Source organism: Microbacterium sp. Leaf203 (genome assembly GCF_001421275.1).
GTDB classification, from domain to species: domain Bacteria; phylum Actinomycetota; class Actinomycetes; order Actinomycetales; family Microbacteriaceae; genus Microbacterium; species Microbacterium testaceum_A.
The window spans coordinates 182,514-201,147 of sequence record NZ_LMKF01000001.1; the positions used below are offsets into that span (position 1 = coordinate 182,514).

The 18,634-nt window shown below is 71.6% G+C and carries 15 protein-coding genes; 4 read left to right on the top strand and 11 right to left on the bottom strand.

Annotated features, from left to right (window positions below):
- Both ASE56_RS00920 and ASE56_RS00925 read left to right on the top strand, forming a co-directional pair.
- Positions 1–652: substrate-binding domain-containing protein (locus ASE56_RS00920; RefSeq protein ID WP_156371560.1), on the top strand; the 652-nt coding region annotated here is incomplete at its 5' end.
- A gap of 180 nt (positions 653–832) precedes the next feature.
- Positions 833–2,293 carry a mannitol dehydrogenase family protein gene (locus ASE56_RS00925; protein ID WP_056224139.1) on the top strand — a complete coding sequence of 487 codons (1,461 nt, stop codon included), beginning with the start codon at positions 833–835 and terminating at the stop codon, positions 2,291–2,293.
- A gap of 13 nt (positions 2,294–2,306) precedes the next feature.
- Here ASE56_RS00925 and ASE56_RS00930 read toward each other — a convergent pair whose 3' ends face one another.
- The 7 genes from ASE56_RS00930 to ASE56_RS00960 all read right to left on the bottom strand — a co-directional run bounded on the left by ASE56_RS00930 (position 2,307) and on the right by ASE56_RS00960 (position 9,188).
- On the bottom strand, positions 2,307–3,443 hold the full coding sequence (locus ASE56_RS00930; RefSeq protein ID WP_056224141.1) for a S9 family peptidase: 1,137 nt from the start codon (positions 3,441–3,443) through the stop codon (positions 2,307–2,309).
- Positions 3,440–4,363, bottom strand: a complete 924-nt coding sequence (locus ASE56_RS00935; protein WP_162234471.1) for a hypothetical protein — start codon at positions 4,361–4,363, stop codon at positions 3,440–3,442. Before ASE56_RS00935 ends, ASE56_RS00930 begins: the two co-directional genes overlap by 4 nt.
- Positions 4,360–4,824 carry a hypothetical protein gene (locus tag ASE56_RS00940; RefSeq protein WP_056224146.1) on the bottom strand — a complete coding sequence of 155 codons (465 nt, stop codon included), beginning with the start codon at positions 4,822–4,824 and terminating at the stop codon, positions 4,360–4,362. The genes ASE56_RS00935 and ASE56_RS00940 overlap by 4 nt, the downstream gene beginning before the upstream one ends.
- A 19-nt stretch (positions 4,825–4,843) precedes the next feature.
- Complete coding sequence (locus ASE56_RS00945; protein WP_156371552.1) at positions 4,844–5,488, bottom strand: helix-turn-helix transcriptional regulator; 645 nt, start codon at positions 5,486–5,488, stop codon at positions 4,844–4,846.
- Between the two features lie 250 nt (positions 5,489–5,738).
- Positions 5,739–6,710: a LacI family DNA-binding transcriptional regulator gene (locus ASE56_RS00950; RefSeq protein WP_082450268.1), complete on the bottom strand. Its 972-nt coding sequence runs from the start codon at positions 6,708–6,710 to the stop codon at positions 5,739–5,741.
- Between the two features lie 162 nt (positions 6,711–6,872).
- Positions 6,873–7,760, bottom strand: coding sequence for a tagatose-bisphosphate aldolase (locus ASE56_RS00955; protein ID WP_056224152.1), 888 nt, complete (start codon positions 7,758–7,760; stop codon positions 6,873–6,875).
- 75 nt (positions 7,761–7,835) lie between these two features.
- Complete coding sequence (locus tag ASE56_RS00960) at positions 7,836–9,188, bottom strand: L-fuculokinase (protein WP_056224241.1); 1,353 nt, start codon at positions 9,186–9,188, stop codon at positions 7,836–7,838.
- Between the two features lie 74 nt (positions 9,189–9,262).
- Here ASE56_RS00960 and ASE56_RS16370 point away from each other — a divergent pair, with 74 nt between their 5' ends.
- Entirely contained in the window at positions 9,263–10,507 is a 1,245-nt protein-coding gene (locus ASE56_RS16370; RefSeq protein ID WP_162234472.1) for an HAD-IA family hydrolase, read from the top strand.
- A 243-nt stretch (positions 10,508–10,750) separates the two neighbouring features.
- Positions 10,751–13,063, top strand: coding sequence for a catalase/peroxidase HPI (gene katG, locus ASE56_RS00970; protein ID WP_056224154.1), 2,313 nt, complete (start codon positions 10,751–10,753; stop codon positions 13,061–13,063).
- A 77-nt stretch (positions 13,064–13,140) separates the two neighbouring features.
- On the opposite strand, the gene ASE56_RS00975 is transcribed toward katG, so the two are convergent.
- The 4 genes from ASE56_RS00975 to ASE56_RS00990 form a co-directional block, all read right to left on the bottom strand.
- The gene (locus ASE56_RS00975) at positions 13,141–15,957 is read right to left on the bottom strand and encodes an FAD-binding and (Fe-S)-binding domain-containing protein (protein ID WP_056224156.1); all 2,817 of its coding nucleotides are present in this window, start codon (positions 15,955–15,957) and stop codon (positions 13,141–13,143) included.
- 31 nt (positions 15,958–15,988) lie between these two features.
- Positions 15,989–16,987, bottom strand: a complete 999-nt coding sequence (locus ASE56_RS00980; RefSeq protein ID WP_056224158.1) for a 1-phosphofructokinase family hexose kinase — start codon at positions 16,985–16,987, stop codon at positions 15,989–15,991.
- The gene (locus ASE56_RS00985; protein WP_235556885.1) at positions 16,984–17,811 is read right to left on the bottom strand and encodes a class II fructose-bisphosphate aldolase; all 828 of its coding nucleotides are present in this window, start codon (positions 17,809–17,811) and stop codon (positions 16,984–16,986) included. Before ASE56_RS00985 ends, ASE56_RS00980 begins: the two co-directional genes overlap by 4 nt.
- Before the next feature lie 108 nt (positions 17,812–17,919).
- On the bottom strand, positions 17,920–18,634 hold a 715-nt coding region (locus ASE56_RS00990; protein ID WP_056224160.1), incomplete at its 5' end, for a substrate-binding domain-containing protein.

Consider the following 18,634-nt stretch of genomic DNA (forward strand, 5'->3'; position numbering starts at 1 on the left):
ACCGATCGCGGCCGCTGAGGCCGCCGGCATCAAGGTGGTGCTGGTCGACACGACGCTGGAAGACCCCTCCGGCGCGGTCTCGCAGATCTCGTCCGACAACAACGGCGGTGGCGCCGCAGCCTTCGAGGCGATTCAGAAGGCGAACCCCAACGGCGGCAAGGTGCTCGTCGTCTCGACCGACCCGGGTGTGTCGACGACCGACGCACGCGCCCAGGGCTTCGAAGACGCTGTCGCCAAGGACAGCAAGTTCAGCTCCGTGGGTGTGCAGTACTCCCACAACGAGCCCTCCACCGCCGCTGAAATCGTCACCGCGGCCCTGCAGAAGGACCCCGACATCGTCGGCATCTTCGCCGCCAACCTGTTCGCCGCCGAGGGTTCTGCCACCGGCGTGCAGCAGGCGGGCAAGCAGGGTCAGGTCACCATCGTCGGCTTCGACGCCGGTCCCGCGCAGGTCAAGGCCCTCGAGGCCGGCACCGTGCAGGCCCTCGTCGCGCAGGAGCCCGCCACCATCGGCCAGGACGGCGTCAAGCAGGCCATCGCCGCGCTGAAGGGCGAGAGCACCGAGGCCAAGATCCAGACCGGCTTCACGATCCTGACGAAGGACAACATCACCACCGACGGCAAGGACGCGGTCTACAAGTCGTCCTGCTGACTACCCCCCCCCTCTCGCGTGAGGGGTCACAAAAGGTCGCCTGGGCCGCTCCGAAGCGACACCGAGAGACCCCTCACGCGAGATGAATCCCGGATGCCGGGACTCGGAGCGACTGCCCGGGTCCCGGCATCCGCCCCTCTCGCCAACCCGCCCCTCCCTCCACGAACCACGGAGCCCCGCATGACCGACCTCACCGCCGCCGCCCTCCCCTCCCTCGCGGCGAACGTCTCCGTTCCGACGTACGACAGGTCGGCCGTGCGCGCGCGCATCGTGCACTTCGGTGTGGGCGGCTTCCACCGGGCGCACGAGGCCATGTACCTCGACCGCCTGCTCGAAGCCGGCCACACCGAGTGGGGCCTGTGCGGAGTCGGGGTCCTGTCGTTCGACGCGGCCATGCGCGACGCCCTCGCCGCTCAAGACGACCTCTACACGCTCGTCACGACCGCGCCCGACGGGACCTCCACCGCCCGCGTCGTCGGCTCGATCGTCGAGTACCTCTTCGTGCCCCATGACCCCGAGGCCGTGGTCGCGAAGCTCGCCGCCCCCGACACCGCGATCGTCTCGCTCACCATCACCGAGGGCGGGTACGGCATCGACGACGCCACCGGCGCCTACGCCCCGCGCGACGCGGCGACGCTCGCCGACCTCGACGGCGCGACCCCGCCGCGCAGCGTCATGGGCCTGCTCACCGAAGCTCTTCGACGACGCCGGGATGCCGGCACCCCGGCCTTCACCGTCATGTCGTGCGACAACATCCAGGGCAACGGACACGTCGCCCGTGCCGCCCTGCTCGGGTTCGCCGAGCGGCGCGACGCCGAGCTGTCGAGCTGGATCGCCGAGAACGTGTCGTTCCCGAACTCGATGGTCGACCGCATCACGCCCGTGACCACCGACGAGACGCGCGACGCGATCGCCTCGGAGTTCGGCATCCGCGACCGCTGGCCGGTGCGCAGCGAGTCGTTCGAGCAGTGGGTGCTCGAAGACGCCTTCCCGGCCGGGCGCCCGCCGTTCGACGAGGTCGGCGTTCAGCTGGTCGACGACGTCGAGCCCTACGAGCTGATGAAGCTGCGCCTGCTCAACGCCTCGCACCAGGCCATGAGCTACCTCGGCATCCTCTCGGGCGCGCACTACGTGCAGGAGGTGTGCACCGACCCGCTGTTCGTCGACTTCCTGCAGGGATACATGCACGAGGAGGCGATCCCGACGCTCCGCGCGGTCCCGGGGATCGACCTCGACGCCTACTGCGACCAGCTCATCGCCCGTTTCGGCAGTGAGGCGATCCGCGACACCCTTGCGCGCCAGGTCGTCGACGGCTCGGACCGCCTGCCGAAGTTCCTGCTGCCGGTCGTGCGTGAGCAGCTCGCCTCGGGCGGCCGCATCGACCACGCCGCGCTCGTGCTCGCGGGGTGGAGCGTCTTCCTCGAGGGGCGCACCGAGTCGGGCGAAGAGACGCCCGCGGTCGACAGCCGTCTCGACGAACTGCGGGCGATCGTCGCCGACGACCCTGCGTCGCTCCTCGACTACGCACCCGTCTTCGGCGACCTCGGGCAGAACCCGCGCCTGCGCGAGGCCTATCTCGCGGCGCGGGCGTCGCTGGCCGAGCGCGGGGCGCGCGGAGCGATCGCCGCCCTCGCCGACTGACGGCCCGGGCGGGTCAGGTGCGCGGCCGGTTACGCAGGAATCCCCCGATGGCGTCGTGGAACCGCGTCGGGTCCTGGTTCGCCTCGTTGCAGTGACCGGTCGCGTCGAACGCGACGAGCTCGGCCTCGGGATGCCGTTTCACATACGCGAGCGACCCGCTCACCGGCACCACGGGGTCGCGCAGGCTGTGCACGATCAGGGTGGGGACGCGAGGCGCGGGCCGGGGACCGTCGACCCAGTTGAGCGCCGGGGCGTCCACGCCCTCGATGAGTCCGAGTGCTCGCGCGCCGAGGGCGCTGCCCAGGATGCGCATCGATGCCCCCGCCACCGAGCGCGGAAGGTGGGCGCCCGCGACGGCGTTCTCGACCACGCGCGTCCAGTCAAGAGCCGGCGCGACGAGCACGAGGGCCGTGACCCGGTCGCGGTGCGCCGACTGCTCGAGGGCGAGCATCGCGATCGTTCCCCCCATCGACCAAGCGACGAGCACGATCTCGCGCGCCCCCTGGTCGACGGCGTACGAGATCGCGTCGTCGACGTCTCTCCACTCGCGGGTCCCGAGCGTCGAGGGGAGGGAATCGGCGGGGGCGCACTCCTCGTCGCCCGCGTACGAGACGACGAGCGACATCCACCCCGCGTCGGCGGCGGCCGGGGTGGAGCGCAGGGCGCCGTTGCGGCTGGAGCGCAGGCCGTGGACGTGGATCGTCCACCGTCCGTCCGCGGTGTCGCGGTCGCCGATCTCCCAGGCCTCCGCGACTCCGCCGCGTCGAAGCGGCACCGAGACGTGTCGAGTGGGCCCGACCTCCTCGGGGGCACCGATGCTCTGCGAGGTCCAGGTGGCCACGGCATCCCCGTCTTCGAGGCCCTCCGGTCGCGCCGCCAGCGCGCGCACGACCCGGTCCTTCCCGATGCGCAGCGGCTCGCCGACGACCAGGTGCCGACCGTCGTCGAGCCACAGTCCGTACGTGCCCGGCTCGCGGCTCTCGAGCGTGGCCGGCACCGAGACGGTGTCGCCCGCGACAGTGATCGGGGCGTACACCTTCGGAGCGCGCGGCGCGATGAGACGGCGGGCGACGTAGCCGGCGACGGCCGTGTGAGCGAGGGCGAGAGTCGCGGCGGCGACTCCGGTGCCGACGGCGAGGGATCGGATCATGGGTGGACTCCCGTGGTTCGTCGGGTCAGGTGGGCGTCGATGTCGTCGAGCAGAGCGCGCTGAGGAGGGCTGAGCGGCGTCGAGGTGGCGATCGCGTCGTCTTCGACCGCGACCCGCAGGGCGTGAAGGCGCGTGTCGGCGACGGCATCGGCCGGGAGCCCGGGGAACGAGTCCACTCCGCGCTCCCGGGCGACCGGCTCGAGCCGCGCCAGTAGCTCATCGCCGCGGCGGCGGATGCGCGTCGTCGTGCGGGATGCCACGAAGATCCCGATCACGAACGAGACGACCCCGAGGTAGAAGAGCGGATCGAACAGCGCACTGACCAGCGCGTCCGGCTCGAAGAACCGCGACAGCGTCAGGTCGAGGATCTCACTGAGGCACCCGAGAACGATCCCCGCCGCCCCGACGCGGAAGAAGACGCGCGTTTTCGGCAGCGATCCGCGCGCCGAGCGGAACAGCAGCAGGCCGACGAGCGCGATACCCGCCATGTGCAGCACGCCGTACGCCCATGCGCCGGTCGAGGTCATCGCCGCATCCTCGAGGAACCGGAACGACGACGTCCCCCGCTCGGGGAGGGCGACGAAGAAGACCACCGCGAACAGCGCGTCGAGCAGGCCGGGGAACCACCACCGCAGGGTGCGGATACGCGCGCTCACCGGAGCGGTACCCGCCTGGATGCCGAGCCACAGCGCCACCATGGTGAGCACGTTCTGCGCGAGCTTGAGGACGTTCGTTCCGCCGAGGAACCCGTCGAGGATCTCGAGGGGGATGACGGTGCCCTGCGTGAGCAGGGCGATGCAGCCGATGAGAGCGGCGAGCCACGCGATGCGCGCCCGCGGCTGGCGCCAGGCGACGCGGGCCCGGAGCACGACGACGAGAAGCAGCCCCGCCAGTGCCGCGTCGATCAGAAGGACGGTCACCACGACGACTCGGCCACCCTCGGCGAGGTGTACAGCAGGCGCGCGATCCGGTGCGCGATGTGCTCGGCAACGAGTTCCGCCTCGTACTCCGGCGTGGTCAACAGGGGGTTGTCATGGGGTGAGACCGAGGAACGCTCGTGCAGAGCGCCGGAGCAGTGGGCGTCGTCGAGGAGGTGCCCCAGTTCGTGGGAGGCGGCGAACTGGCTGTAGATCGCGGCATCCGAGGCTCGGACGTGGATGCTGCCCTCGCGTCGATCGGCGAAATAGGTGAGGAAACCGGTCAACGTGCCCCACCCCGCCGTGTCGGTCTCGGGGACGATGCGCAAGCGGATCTCGAGCGCCTGCTCGACCGCGTGGACGACCTGGTCGAAGGTCATGCCGGCGGCGAGGCCGGCGCGCTGGATCGCGCGGTCGGCGCGCGCCTGCACACGGGCGAGCATCTCGTCCGCTTCCGTCACCACCGTCCCCCCTCAGGGCTGATCATGTCGCGGGCGGCCTGCTTCGCAGGGAGTGCGCGATGGCGCGGAGGGCGTCGGGCGACATCTCGCCGAGGGCGCGGAATTGGATGGTGCTCGCTCCCGCCTCGCGCATCGCGTCGCGCAGTTCGAGCTCGGCGTCGGTCCGGTCGGTCACCGCGTCGTCGGTGTAGTCGGTGAGGTACTCGGTCGGCACGTCGGCCCAGTGCGTGATCAGGCGCAGGACCTCTTCGTCGAGCACGACGGTGTTGGTCGCGGCGGCGAGGAGGGCACGCGCGCTCTCGGCGGCGGCGGGGTCGATCTCATCGAGGTGATCGACGAGGTCGTTCTCCGTCGCCCCCTGGCTTTGGACGAGTCGACGGACGCGAGCGGCGAGGGGGGCCGCGGGGACGCGCATCTCGACCCGGGGCGCGGAGTCGGGGTTCGCGACTTCTTCGGGGGCCACTCCGAGGGCGGCGGCGAGCGCCTCGATGTCGTTCGTGTTGTACGGCAGAGAAAAGCCCGCGCGCGACTGGTAATAGCTCTTCGTCATTCCGGCGCGGCTGAGCAGCTCGCCCACCGTCAGGCCTTTCGCCCGACGCAGGCGGTCCACATTCGCCACCACTCGGCGGGAGTACCGCGAGGGCGGTCCGACAGCGCCGCGACCCACATTCCGATCGTAGACGCCCACGACGACGCAGGGATGATCGTATTTACGAACCGAGAGCGGATGCTATTTACGAGACGCTGTGCTTGTATGGATGACGACCGCGCGCGGGCGTCCGTGGGGGAAACCCCGCGCGCGAGCGACCGGGAGGGGCTTCCCGGTCCGTGGCGACGGGCACGGCACCATTGGGGGGTGCCGTGCCCGTCGCTTCGGCGGATCGATCACGCGGGCCTCCCGGACCCCGAAGCGCCGATCAGAGGCCGCAGGACTCCCGCTCGACCAGCGACACGTCGATGACCGTCAGCTCGTCGAGGCCGAGACCGGCGTCGGGCTGCAGGCGCGCGAAGACGCGCTCAGCCGCGAGCGTTCCGATGCGGCGCGGATCCTGGTCGACGACCGTGACCGAGGGGGTCAGGGTGTCGGCCATCGGGAAGTCGCCGAATCCGACGAACGGCAGCGACTGCCCGCGCAGCACGTGGGCGAGAGCCATCGACGAGCGTGCGTTGGCCGAGAAGACGGCGGTGGGCGGGTCGGCGAGCGCGCGCAGGCGTTCGAGGGCGGATGCCGCGGACTCGCGGTCCGACACCTGCGAGGCGATCAGCTGTTCGTCGACGTCGACCCCGGCTTCGCGGAGCGCTCGTCGCCAGCCCTCGACGCGCTTCGTCTCGGTCGACAGGTGCACCATGTCGCCCACGTAGGCGATGCGACGGTGACCGTGCGAGAGAAGATGGGCGGTCGCGAGATGGGCGCCCGCTTCGTCGTTCTCGGTGAACGTGTCGGTGAGCAGACCCACCGGGGCGCGGTCCACGAAGACGATCGGGGTGTGGCCGCGCCAGCGCTCGAGCCACGAGTGGTCGGTCCCGACGGGGGCGATCACCAGGCCGGTGAGTTGACGCCCCAGGAGAGACTCCAGAGCGGGACGTTCGTCGGCCGGATCCTCGCCGAGGCTGGTGACGAGGGTGGAGAGCCCGCGCCGTCGGGCGGCGTCTTCGACCGACCGTGCGATCGCGGCGAAGAACGGGTCGACGACGTCGGGAACGGCGACCCCGATGACCGAGGCGCGACCGGCGCGGAAGGTCGTCGCCAGGGCGTTGGGCACGTAGTTGAGTTCGCGCATCGCGGCCTCGACGAGGGCGCGGGTGTCGGGCAGCACGTGCGGGTCGTCGTTGAAGACGCGCGACACGGTCTTGGTGCTCACCCCGGCGCGCAGGGCGACATCGCGCATGGTGGTCACGAGGCACCTCCGAGGTAGGGGATCGGGCGGGGGGCTGCTCCGACAGGCCACCCTATCCGGCGACGGGTCGGACCCGCCCGCCCGGGGCCGCAGCGACGCTCCCCCGCGAGCACCCGCGGTGAGCGCGCCCCGACCCGGGCGGGCGTGGTCATCTCAGTGACCGTCGACGGCGTCGGCGAGCTCGCGCAGGCGCGGCAGGGCGCGGCCCGAGAGCAGCTCCTCGCGGCGGTCGGCGTCGATCGAGAGGCTGTCCTTCCACAGCGACCGGCCAGCCATCGCACCGGACGCACCGTTCGCGACGGCGGTGCGCACCTGCTCGATGAAGGTCTCGTGGTCGACACCGGCCGACAGCACGGCCCACGGCACGCCCTGGGCGGCCTCGGTCACCCGGGCGCTCGCCTCGGCGGAGCCGGGGTACTGCAGCTTCAGGATCTTGGCGCCGCAGGCGACGGCGAGGGCGGCTCCGTCGACGACGAGGTCGGCGAACTTCGCCGTGTACTCCTCGTCGCTCTCGTCGTCGAGCTGGTAGGTCAGCAGCTCGACGATCAGCAGCAGCCCCTCGGCCTCGCACGCCTGCACGAGGTCGCGGATCTCGTGGGCGACGCGGGAGTCGGCATCCTGCTTGTCGGGGCGGGTGTACCAGAGCATCTTGGCGACGTCGGCACCCTGCTCGCGGATCGAGTGCGGGGTGGCTCCGGGAACGAAACGCGTGTACTTGAGGCCGTCGACGGTCTCGGCACCCGAGGCATCGAGGCCGACGACGAGGGCGGTGTCACGAGCGAGCACACCGTCGTCGACGATCTGCGGCAGCGCGACCTCCGGGTCGAGCAGGATCGCCGGCGCGTGGTTGGCGAGGTGGCGCACGAGGTCGGCCTTCACCTGGGCGAGCTCGTCGCGCGAGATCGCGTCAGAGCCGTTCGGGGCGTCCTTGATGGCGGCCTTCATGCCGTTGCGCTGGTCGGCGGCGACGATGAGCATGTGGCCGTCGGGGGTGCTGATCGACTGGAGCGCGCGGCGCTCGATCGTGGTGAGTGCGTTCATGATCTCTCTTCTCTGGGGTCTTCTCGCGCCGGTCGGCGCGGGTGATCTGTTGGCACGCGGTCGGCGCGGGGATCTTCAGGACGGGACGGATGCCGAGACGAGGCGCCGCGCCATGTCGGCGGCTCCCCACGCGACGTCCTGCTCGCGGGTGGACAGGGACGGCTCGGGGAGCACTTCGGCGCGGGCGCGGCGGACGCTCGCCATGCCCGCCCAGCCGCCGGTGAGGGTGGAGCGGGTGGCCGGGGGGACCTCGCGGTCCATCGCCGCGATGAGGGCGGCGACCTCGTCGTTGCTGTGCCGCAGCACGGCGCCGAAGATCTCGGCGGGCGACGCCTCGGTGTGCAGGGTGAGGCGCAGCACGCCGTCGTCGTTGCGTGCGCCGGTGACCTCGATGGCCCCGGCGGGCAACTCACCCTCGACGGGGAGGGCCATGACCGCTTCGTCGAGGGCGTCCCGCCCGGCGCGATCGCTGATGCCGGCGGCGTGAAGAGCGCGACGCAGCAGCAGCCCGGTCTTCACCCCGGCGACCAGCACGTGCTTGCCGGGCACGACGTGGCGCACCTCGTTGATGAGCGCGTCAGCCAACCGCTGTCGAGCCGCGAAGCCGAGCGGCTCATCGAGCACGCGCAGCAGCACCTCGGCGGTGCCGAGCGACACGTGGTATCCGTCCGCGTCCAGGGTCCCGTTCGCTTGGGCGGCGACGAGGTGGTCGTGACCGGCGACGGTGAGTGCGGCGCCCGCGACGCGAGAGCCGAAGGCCCCGGATGCCGTCCCCCAGGGCAGTCCCCCTCCCCGCAGCGGCGGAAGCAGGTCGGCGTCGACGCCGAGAGCGTCGAGCATCGCGGGCCAGGCGGCACCGGAGTCCTGGTCGATGAGGCCGGTGCGCGACGCGAGCGAGAGCTCGAGGGCGATGTCGCCACCGAGCGAGGCGACCACGAACTCGGGCATGTCGAGCCAGCGCAGGCCCGCGAGCGAGGTGCCCTGGTCGCGCAACCACGCGAGCTTCGCGACGCTCACCTGCGCGCCGAGCGGGAGACCCGTGCGGCCGGCGAACTCCTCGCGCACCACGCTCGGGAAGGCGGCGATCTGCTCGAGCCCGCGCGGGTCGAACCACGCGAAGCCGGGCGCGGCAGCGGTCCCCTCGGCATCGACGAGGATTCCGGTCTCTCCCATGCCGGCCACGGCGAGAGAGGTCAGCGAAGCGGCGGTGATCGGCATCAGCTGCTCGTCGATGAGTTCGATGAGCGAGCGGATGGCGCGCAGCAGATCGTCGGCGTCAATGTCGGTCGTTCCGCCCTCGCCGACGCGCCAGGGCGTCGGCACCTGCGCACCGGCGATCTCGGCGCCCTCGTCGTCGATGACGAGCATTTTGATCGCGGTGCTGCCGAGGTCGAGCCCGCCGTGCAGGCGCACGGGTCTGGAAACCATGTCACCGGTGTCTCGCATGAGCGACCGTCCTTTCCGGAACTTCGTCGAGTCCCGGAATTTCAAGCATGACACCGGTGACTTGCTACGTCTATGGTGGGGGTATGCCGTCGTCGTGTCAAATACCCGATCCGCTCGCCGTCGTCGTCGCCGGAACGGCCGGGAGCGGCAAGAGCACGCTCGGCCGCGCGATCGCCGAGACCCTTCGCGCGCCCCTCGTCGACCTCGACAGCGTCACGACTCCCCTGCTCGACGCCCTGCCCGCGGACGCTTTCGGCGGCGGCCACTGGCTCACCTCCCCCCACGCCCCGGCGATCCGCGCCGGGCGTTACGCGGCCCTGCTCGCGACCGCCGCAGATGCCCTCGCGACAGCGGGCCGGGCGGTGATCGTCGCCCCCTTCACCTCCGAGCTCTCCGGCGGCGAGGAGTGGCAGGCGCTGGTCGCCGCGCTCGCCCCCGCCGAGCCGCACGTCGTGCACGTCGACGGAGACCCCGCCGTCCTGGCATCCCGCCGCGCGGCGAGGGGAGCATCCCGCGACGCGCACCGCCCCGACGTCGCTCCCGCGGCGCCGGCGATCCCGGTGATCGCCGTCGACGCCGAACTCTCGACCGCGCAACAACTCGCCCGGGTTCTTCCCGCGCTGGGGATTCGCCGGGCGATCGACGCGGACGCCGACATCTTCCGACGCGAGTTCGACGCGGTGCTCTTCGACCTCGACGGGACGCTCGTGGACTCCACCGCGTCCGTCGTCCGGTCGTGGCGGCGCTTCGCGGAGCACTTCGACGTGTCGATGGAGGCCCTGCACGCCAACCACGGGCAACCCGCGCGCACCCTCGTCAGCCTGCTCCTGCCCGCCGAGCGCGGGGCCGAGGCCATCGCGCACGTCACCGCTCTCGAGGTGGCGGATGCCGTGGGCCTGTCCCCCATCCGCGGAGCCGCGGACTTCTTCGCATCCGTCCCGGTGGAGCATCGGGCCATCGTCACGTCGGGGTCCGTTCCGATCGCGACCGCGCGTCTGGCGGCCGCCGGTTACGAGCGACCCGCGGTGTTCGTCACCGTCGACGACGTCGTCAACGGAAAGCCGGACCCCGAGCCGTTCCTGCTGGCGGCCGAACGTCTCGGCGTCGATCCGTCACGCTGCCTCGTCGTCGAAGACGCCCCCGCCGGCATCGCCGCCGCCCGCGCCGCCGGCTGCGCCGTGATCGCCCTCACCGGCACGACCGCCGAAGAGGAGTTGACCGCCGACCTCGTCGTCGACGGGCTGGATGCCGTGCGGCTCGAGGTCACGGCATCCGGGACGCTCCGGCTGTTCCCGGCCTGATCACGCGACCGCCACGACGAGGCCCGATCCGGGCTCGAAGGGACGCCAGCCGCACAGTTTAGGACCATCGACGCATCGGCTGGGTGTTCACTCCCGCCCGTAGCGCGCCAACCGGTCGCTGCTTACTCTGGGCTCAATCGCGCATCTTCAGGCTCTTGATCGGACAGAGTGAGCGGCCGCCGCCTCGTGTCGCACCCGAACTCGACGAAGGTGCTCTCCCCCTCGAGAACGAAAAGAGCGCCCATGAGCTCGGATGACAAGACCGATACCTGCAGCTACCACATGGCCGGTGATCTCCCGGCCGGCGGCGACCACCTCGGCGGCACCTTCGGCCAGGCGCCGAGCCTCGACGGGTGGTACCCGCAGCGGTTGAAGGTCGAGCTGCTGCATCGCAACGGCGTCGCCGCCGACCCGCTCGGTGCCGACTTCGACTACGCGGCGGCGTTCGCGACGATCGATCTCGACGCGCTCAAGGCCGACATCAAAGAACTGCTCACCACCTCGGTCGACTGGTGGCCGGCGGATTACGGCAACTACGGCCCGCAGATGATCCGCATGGCGTGGCACGCCGCCGGCACGTACCGCATCGCCGACGGACGCGGCGGAGCGGGAACCGCGATGCAGCGATTCGCGCCGATCGGCAGCTGGTGGGACAACGGCAACACCGACAAGTCCCGACGCCTGCTGCAGCCGATCAAGCACAAGTACGGCAACGCGCTGTCGTGGGCCGACCTGATGGTGCTGACCGGCAACTGCTCGCTGGAGCTGATGGGACTGCCGACGTACGGCTTCGCCGGGGGACGACTCGACGCGTGGGAGCCCGACGACGGCACCTGGTGGGGCCCCGAGGTCTGGAACCCGCACAACGTCCAGAGCCCCGACGAGATGGTCAGTCGTGACGAACGCTGGCACGGCGAGAACGGCGACGCGGACTACGACCTGCAGAGCCCCCTGGCTGCATCGCACCAGGCCCTGATCTACGTCAATCCCGAGGGACCGTACGCCAACGGCGACCCGATGGGCTCGGCGCGCGACATCCGCATCACCTTCACCCGCATGGCGATGAACGATGAGGAGACCGTCGCCCTGATCGCCGGTGGCCACGCCTTCGGCAAGAGCCACGGCCAGGTACCCGCCTCGAAGATCGGCCCTTCGCCCGAGTTGGCACCGATCGAGTCGATGGGGCTCGGATGGCACAACCCCGTCGGCAGCGGCAACGCCGAGAACACCTCGACCAACGGCATCGAGGGCAGCTGGACCCCGAACCCGATCCAGTGGGACAACACCTATCTCGAGAACCTGTTCGCGTTCGACTGGGAGCAGACGAAGAGCCCGGCCGGCGCCCTGCAGTGGACTCCCACCGACCCGGACGCGCCGAAAACCCCCGACGCGCACGTGCCCGGGCAGATGAACCCGCTGATGATGATGACCTCGGACATCGCCCTGAAGGTCGACCCGGAGTACCGAGCCGTGTGCGAGCGCTTCCTGGCCGACTTCGACCTCTTCACGCTGGCGTTCTCGAAGGCCTGGTACAAGCTCACGCATCGCGACATGGGTCCGAAGCACCGCTACCTCGGACCCGAGGTCACCATCGCCGACGACCTGCTCTGGCAGGACCCCCTGCCCGATGCGGAGGGAACCGCCCTCGACGAGGCGGATGTGGCCACCCTCAAAGAGGCCGTCATCGCGACGGGATTGTCCGTGTCCGACCTCGTCTACACGGCCTACTCCGCCGCGTCCACCTATCGCGACAGCGACAAGCGCGGCGGCGCGAACGGTGGCCGTCTCGCGTTGTCGCCCCAGAAGGACTGGGCGATCAACCGCCGCACCATCCCAGTGATCGACGCGCTGCGCTCCGTGCAAGCGGAGTTCGCCGCGTCGTCGGGCGGGCGGCAGGTGTCGCTCGCCGACCTGATCGTGCTCGCCGGCACGGCCGCCGTGGAGCGGGCGGCGCGGGCGGCGGGCTCCGACGTCGACGTCGCGTTCACCCCGGGTCGCGTCGACACGACGCAGGAACTCACCGACATCGAGATGTTCGAGTGGCTCCGGCCCGTCGCGGATGGCTTCCGCAACTACGTGTCGGAGCGATTCGACCAGTTCGCGCCCGGAGTCGCCCCCGAGGCGGCGTTCCTCGACAAGGCGAACCTCTTCACGCTCACCGCGCCCGAGTGGACCGTCCTCACCGCGGGCCTGCGCGTCCTCGGCGCGAACTGGGACGGGTCCGATACAGGTGTCTTCACGGAACGCGTCGGCGTCCTGACGACGGACTTCTTCGTCAACCTGACCGACACCGATCTGGTCTGGACGAAAGACGACGACACCGCGTCGACCTTCACCGGCCGCGTCCAGGCGACCGGCGAGGCGCGCTGGCGGGCATCGAGGAACGACCTCGTGTTCGGCTCGAACGCGCAGCTCCGCTCGATCGCCGATGCCTACGCCGGCACCGACGGACAGGAGAGGTTCGTCCGCGACTTCGCCCAGGTGTGGTCGAAGGTCATGATGCTGGACCGCTACGACGTGAAGGGCCACAAGCGCTACGGCGTGATGGCCGCCTGACCGGCGCAACACCCCTTCAGGTGGTCACCCCCTCTCACACGGAGAGGGGGTGACCATTCTTCGGACCCGCTGCACTGCTACCGCGTCGCGCGCTCCAGCAGCTCCAGCACGTGCACGTAGGTCTCTCCCGTCGCCTTCGTCATGCCCAGCTCGCACGTGCGGTTGCACGACGCGAAGGCGTCGGCGCCGAGCCCGGCGACCTCGGCCGCTTCGGGAGCGGTCGCGGCCTCGGTGAGTTCGGGGTGCAGCATGCCCCGGTCCCCCGCGTAGGCGCAGCAGCCCCACGCGTCGGGCACGCGCACCTCCGCGGCGACGGCCTCGCCCACGGCCCGCAGCGCCGGGTCGATGCCCAACTGCGTCGACGAGCACGTGGGGTGCAGGGCCAGCAGCTCGGCCACCGGTGTGGGCGAGAGGAGCGGAAGCAGAGCGGATGCCACGAAGGCCACGGCATCCACCACTCTCACTCCCTCGTCGCGCAGGGTCGCCGAGAAGCCCTCGGTGCAGCTGGACGCATCGCAGACGACGGGGAGCTCTCCCCCGCGCGACGCCGCGGACACCGCCGCGCGGACGCGAGCCGACATCGTCGCGTGCCCCTTCGCGTACCCCTTCGACGACCAGGGCGTGCCGCAGCAGAGAGCATCGATCCCCTCGGGGACGATCGCCGAGACCCCCGCTCGCTCGAGCAGCCGCACGAACGCTCCGGTCGCGCCGATGCCGTCGGAGGAAGCCGGTCCGAACATGCTGCCCACGCACGCGGGCAGGAACACCGCGCTCGGCTCGACGCCCGCGGCCCCGACGACCCGGCCCAGGGCCTTGCGCGACGCTCCGCCGCCCGGCAGCTCGGCCGCGTAGCGGGGCACCGTGTCGGTCCCGAGCACCGCGCGCGCGGCATCCGTCACCGCCCGCACCGCCGGCGTCGGCAGTACCGACGCGACCGAGAGGGCCGCGGATCCGGCGCGCGTCACCGCGCCCCACCCCGTCGCCGCGGCCGACCAGCCGGCGGCGAGCGCGGGGTTCGCGTCCTCACGGCGGAAGCGCTTCATGAGCGAGCCCGTGTTGATGAGCACGGGGCACGCCGTCTGGCACATGCCGTCGACCGCGCAGGTCTGCACGCCGTCGTAGTCGTAGTCCTTCTCGAGCTCCGCGACGAGCGCCCCGTCGCCGCGCTCGCGGGCGGCGGTCGAGGCGCGCCGCACGACGATGCGCTGGCGCGGGGTGAGCGTGAGCGAGCGACTCGGGCACACCGGCTCGCAGTATCCGCACTCGACGCACCGGTCGGCCTCGGACTCGATCGACACGGGCGTCTTGAGGTTCCGCATGTGCGCGGTCGGGTCGTCGTCGATGATGACACCCGGGTTCAGGATGCCGCTGGGGTCGAGCAGGCGCTTGAGCCGAACCATCACGTCGTACAGCTCGTCGCCGTACTGGCGGCACACGTACGGCGCCATCGCGCGACCCGTGCCGTGCTCGGCCTTGAGGTTGCCGCCCGCGTCGAGCACGAGGTCGACCATCGCGTCGGTGAAGCCCTCGAAGCGCCCGAGGGCCTTCGCGCCCTCGAACCGATCGGTGAGCATGAAGTGGATGTTGCCGTCCTTGGCGTGACCGAAGATCACGCTGTCGGCGTAGCCGTAGCGCGCGAACAGCTCCTGGAGCCCCCCGCAGGTGTCGGCGAGGCGGTCGACGGGCACGACCACGTCCTCGAGCAGGGCCGTGGTGCCGCTCGGTCGGGCGCCGGCCACCGAGGCGTAGAGGCCCTTGCGGAATTTCCACGCGGCCGCGCGGTCGGCGGCGTCGCTCGAGAACAGCGCGGGGTCGCGCAGGTCCTGCTCCCCCAGCACGCGCGAGCCGGCCTCGGCGAGCGCGCGCAGGGCCTCGGAGTCGTCCGCGTGATACTCCACGAGAAGAGCCGCCTGGGTCGTCGCCTCGAAGCCATGGATCGCGGCGGGAGTGCCCTCCAGGCGCTGTCCGACGCGGAGCGAGGTGGCATCCATCAGCTCCAGCGTCGCCGCGCCCGTCGCCACCAGCGCCGGAAGCGACCGGGTGGCGGCGTCGAGCGTCGGGAACACCGCGAGGGTCGTCGCGATCGCGGGCCGGATCGGCACGGTGCGGAAGGTCGCCTCGGCGACGAAGGCGAGCGTCCCCTCCGAGTCGACGACCAGGTGGGCGAGGAGGGCCGCGGGGGTGTCGAAGTCGACGAAGGCATTGAGGGCGTACCCCATGGTGTTCTTCATCGCGAACTGCCGCTCGATGAGAGCGACGCTCGCGGGGTCGCCGACCACGCGGGAGCGCAGCCGCATCAGCTCGTCGACGAGGGCGGGTTCGCGCTGGGCGAGCAGCCGATCGGCATCGGGGTCCGCGGTGTCGACGACGGTTCCGGATGCCAGCACCACCACGAGCGATTCGAGGGTGCGGTACGAGTTCTCGGCCGTTCCGCATGCCATGCCGCTGGAGTTGTTCGCGACGACCCCGCCGATGGTGCACGCGGCCTCGCTCGCGGGGTCGGGGCCGAGGCGATGCCCGTGCCGCGCGAGTCGCGCGTTGACCTGACGCACGGTGGCTCCGGGCTGCGAGCGCACGCGTCGGCCGCCGTCGAGCACGTCGATGCGGCCGAACCCCTGCCGCACGTCGACCAGCAGGCCCGACCCGGCCGACTGGCCCGACAGGCTCGTGCCACCCGAGCGGAAGGTCACGGGCGTGCGCGACGCGGTGGCCGCGCGGAGGATCGCGCCGACCTCGGCCGCATCCGAGGCGACCACCACCGCCTCGGGCGTCAGCAGGTAGTGCGAGGCGTCGTTGGCGTAGGCGACCCGGTCGATCGCGCGGGTGCGGATGCGCGAGACGTCGGCGACGGCCGCGACGATCTCCGGGGCGATCTTGATGTGGGCCACGGTCATGCACTGCCCTTCGATCGGGCCGGACGGGAGGTCACGTTTCGCCCTCCGGCGTGAGCACGCGCTCGAGATCCGGCGCGGTGTCGACGAGGGCCCGGATGCCGTGCGGAGGTCCCGCGACGAGAGTGGAGGCGTGCGCGACGGCGTGCGCTCCCCACTCGGCCGCCGACGCTGCGGCGACGGCGAGGGGGTCGGCACCGGCGGCGGTGGCCGCGGCTTCGCGGGTGAGGCCGAGGAGGAAGCCCGCGAGGGCGGCGTCACCCGCGCCGGCGGTGTTCGCGACGTAGGGGGCGGCCGCGCGCGCGAAGACCGCTCGATCGGCGGTGACGGCGACGAGCCCGTCGGCGCCGAGGCTCGCGAGCACCGTCCCCACTCCCCGCGCGACGATCTCGCGGGCGGCGTCGACGACCTCGCCGAGCGTGGCGAGCGGGCGTCCCACCGCTGCCGACAGTTCTTCGGCGTTCGGGGTGAGCAGATCGATTCCGTCCGGTTCGGCGAGCAGAGCGTCGAGCGCCGCCCCGCTCGTGTCGACGGCCACTCGCGCGCCGTGCTCCCGCGCGACCGCGCGGACGGCGGCGAGATCGATCAGAGACCCGGTGCCCGCGAGGTCGGGCAGGCTCCCCGAGATCACGAGCCAGGGGGCCGTTCGGGCCGAGAGCTCGTCGCGCACGGCCGAGACCGTGGCATCCCACGCGTCGGACGACAGCGGCGGGGTCGGGGCGTTGACCTTCGTCGTGGCGCCGTCGGCGTCGATGATCGAGGTGTTCACGCGCGTCGACCCGGGCACCTCGACGATCCGCAGGAGCGGAGCGGTGAGCCCGCATCGCGCGAAGCGCACGTCGTCGGCCCCGAGCACCACGACCGCGACCGTCCTCGCCCCGCCCGCGGCGAGGGCGGCAGAGACGTTGACGCCCTTACCGCTCACCTCGCGCGTGTAGCTCTCGGCACGAGCGAACGCCCCGCGCCGCAGAGCACCGACGCGGTAGGTGGCGTCGATCGCCCCGGCGGCGGTCAGGGTGACGAACCCGCTCATGCGCCGCGCCCCGCGATGACACCGAGGAGGTGCTCGACCTCGGCGGCGACCGCCGCGCGGCCCGGGGTGAGCCAGCGGCGAGGGTCGATGGCATCCGGGTCCCGCTCCAACTCCACGCGGACGGCGCCCGTCAGCACGGCGTTGAGGTGCGTGCCGATGTTGATCTTGCGCATGCCCGCGCGCACGGCGCCGTCGATGCCCCCATCCGCGACCCCGCTGGAGCCGTGCAGCACGAGGGGCACGAGCACCGCCGCGGCGAGCTCGGCGATGAGCGCCTCATCGAGTCGGGCGCTGCGCTCGCGCATCGCGTGCTCACTGCCGACGGCCACGGCGAGGGCGTCGACGCCGGTCTCGCGCACGAAGCGCACGGCCTCGGCGACGTCGGTGCGCACCCCGGGTGCGTGGGCGCCCTTGCCGCCGATCTCGCCGAGCTCGGCCTCGATCCACCCTCCGGCGGCGTGCACCCGCTCGGCGACGGCAGCGGTGCGCTCGAGGTTCTCGGCATCGCTCAGGTGAGCGGCGTCGAACATCACCGAACGGATGCCGACTGCCACGGCCTCGTCGACGAGGGGCTCGTCGGTGGCGTGGTCGAGGTGCACGACGACGTCGATCCGCGCCGCTTCGGCCAGGCGGAGGGCGGCGGAGGCGGCGGGCGCCAGACCGCCGTGGAAGGCGATCGCGTTCTGCGAGAGCTGCAGGATCACGCCGGTGCCGGCGGCCTCGGCCCCGGTCACGATCGCTTCGGCGACCTCGAGGGTGATGAAGTTGAAGGCCCCGACCGCGCGGTGCGCGGCGAGCAGGGCGGGCATGTCGGCCAGCGGCACGGCGGTTTCTCTCTTGTCGGGTCACCCCTCCGCGTGAGGGGTCGTTTTCTGTCGCCTGGAGCATCCTGCGGCGACAGTTTCTGACCCCTCACGCGAGAGGGGGGGTAATCAGCAGGACGACTTGTAGACCGCGTCCTTGCCGTCGGTGGTGATGTTGTCCTTGGTGAGGATCGTGAAGCCGGTCTGAATCTTGGCCTCGGTGCTCTCGCCCTTCAGCGCGGCGATGGCCTGCTTGACGCCGTCCTGGCCGATGGTGGCGGGCTCCTGTGCAACGAGGGCCTGCACCGTTCCCGCCTGCAGGGCCTTGACCTGCGCGGGACCGGCGTCGAAGCCGACGATGGTGACCTGGCCCTGCTTGCCCGCCTGCTGCACGCCGGTGGCCGAGCCTTCGGCGGCGAACAGGTTGGCGGCGAAGATGCCGACGATGTCGGGGTCCTTCTGCAGGGCCGCGGTGACGATCTCGGCGGCGGTGGAGGGCTCGTTGTGGGAGTACTGCACGCCCACGGAGCTGAACTTGCTGTCCTTGGCGACGGCGTCTTCGAAGCCCTTCGCGCGGGCGTCGGTGGTCGAGATGCCGGGGTCGACCGACACCACGAGAACCTTGCCGCCGTTGGGGTTGGCGTCCTGGATGGCCTTGAACGCGGCAGCCCCGCCGCCTTCGTTGTCGGACGAGATCTGCGAGACCGCACCCGACGGGTCTTCCAGCGTCGTGTCGACCAGCACCACCTTGATGCCGGCCGCCTCAGCAGCCGCGATCGGCGCCTGCATGGCCGAGACGTCGGTGGGGGCGATCAGCAGCGCGTCGGGCTTGGAAGCGACGACG

Excerpts from the sequence above, each read along its gene's own strand:
- ASE56_RS00925 (WP_056224139.1), top strand. The coding sequence starts at position 833 with ATGACCGACCTCACCGCCGCCGCCCTCCCCTCCCTCGCGGCGAACGTC.
- ASE56_RS00930 (WP_056224141.1), bottom strand. The coding sequence starts at position 3,443 with ATGATCCGATCCCTCGCCGTCGGCACCGGAGTCGCCGCCGCGACTCTC.
- ASE56_RS00950 (WP_082450268.1), bottom strand. The coding sequence starts at position 6,710 with ATGCGCGATGTCGCCCTGCGCGCCGGGGTGAGCACCAAGACCGTGTCG.
- ASE56_RS00955 (WP_056224152.1), bottom strand. The coding sequence starts at position 7,760 with ATGAACGCACTCACCACGATCGAGCGCCGCGCGCTCCAGTCGATCAGC.
- ASE56_RS00960 (WP_056224241.1), bottom strand. The coding sequence starts at position 9,188 with ATGGTTTCCAGACCCGTGCGCCTGCACGGCGGGCTCGACCTCGGCAGC.
- katG (WP_056224154.1), top strand. The coding sequence starts at position 10,751 with ATGAGCTCGGATGACAAGACCGATACCTGCAGCTACCACATGGCCGGT.
- ASE56_RS00975 (WP_056224156.1), bottom strand. The coding sequence starts at position 15,957 with ATGACCGTGGCCCACATCAAGATCGCCCCGGAGATCGTCGCGGCCGTC.
- ASE56_RS00980 (WP_056224158.1), bottom strand. The coding sequence starts at position 16,987 with ATGAGCGGGTTCGTCACCCTGACCGCCGCCGGGGCGATCGACGCCACC.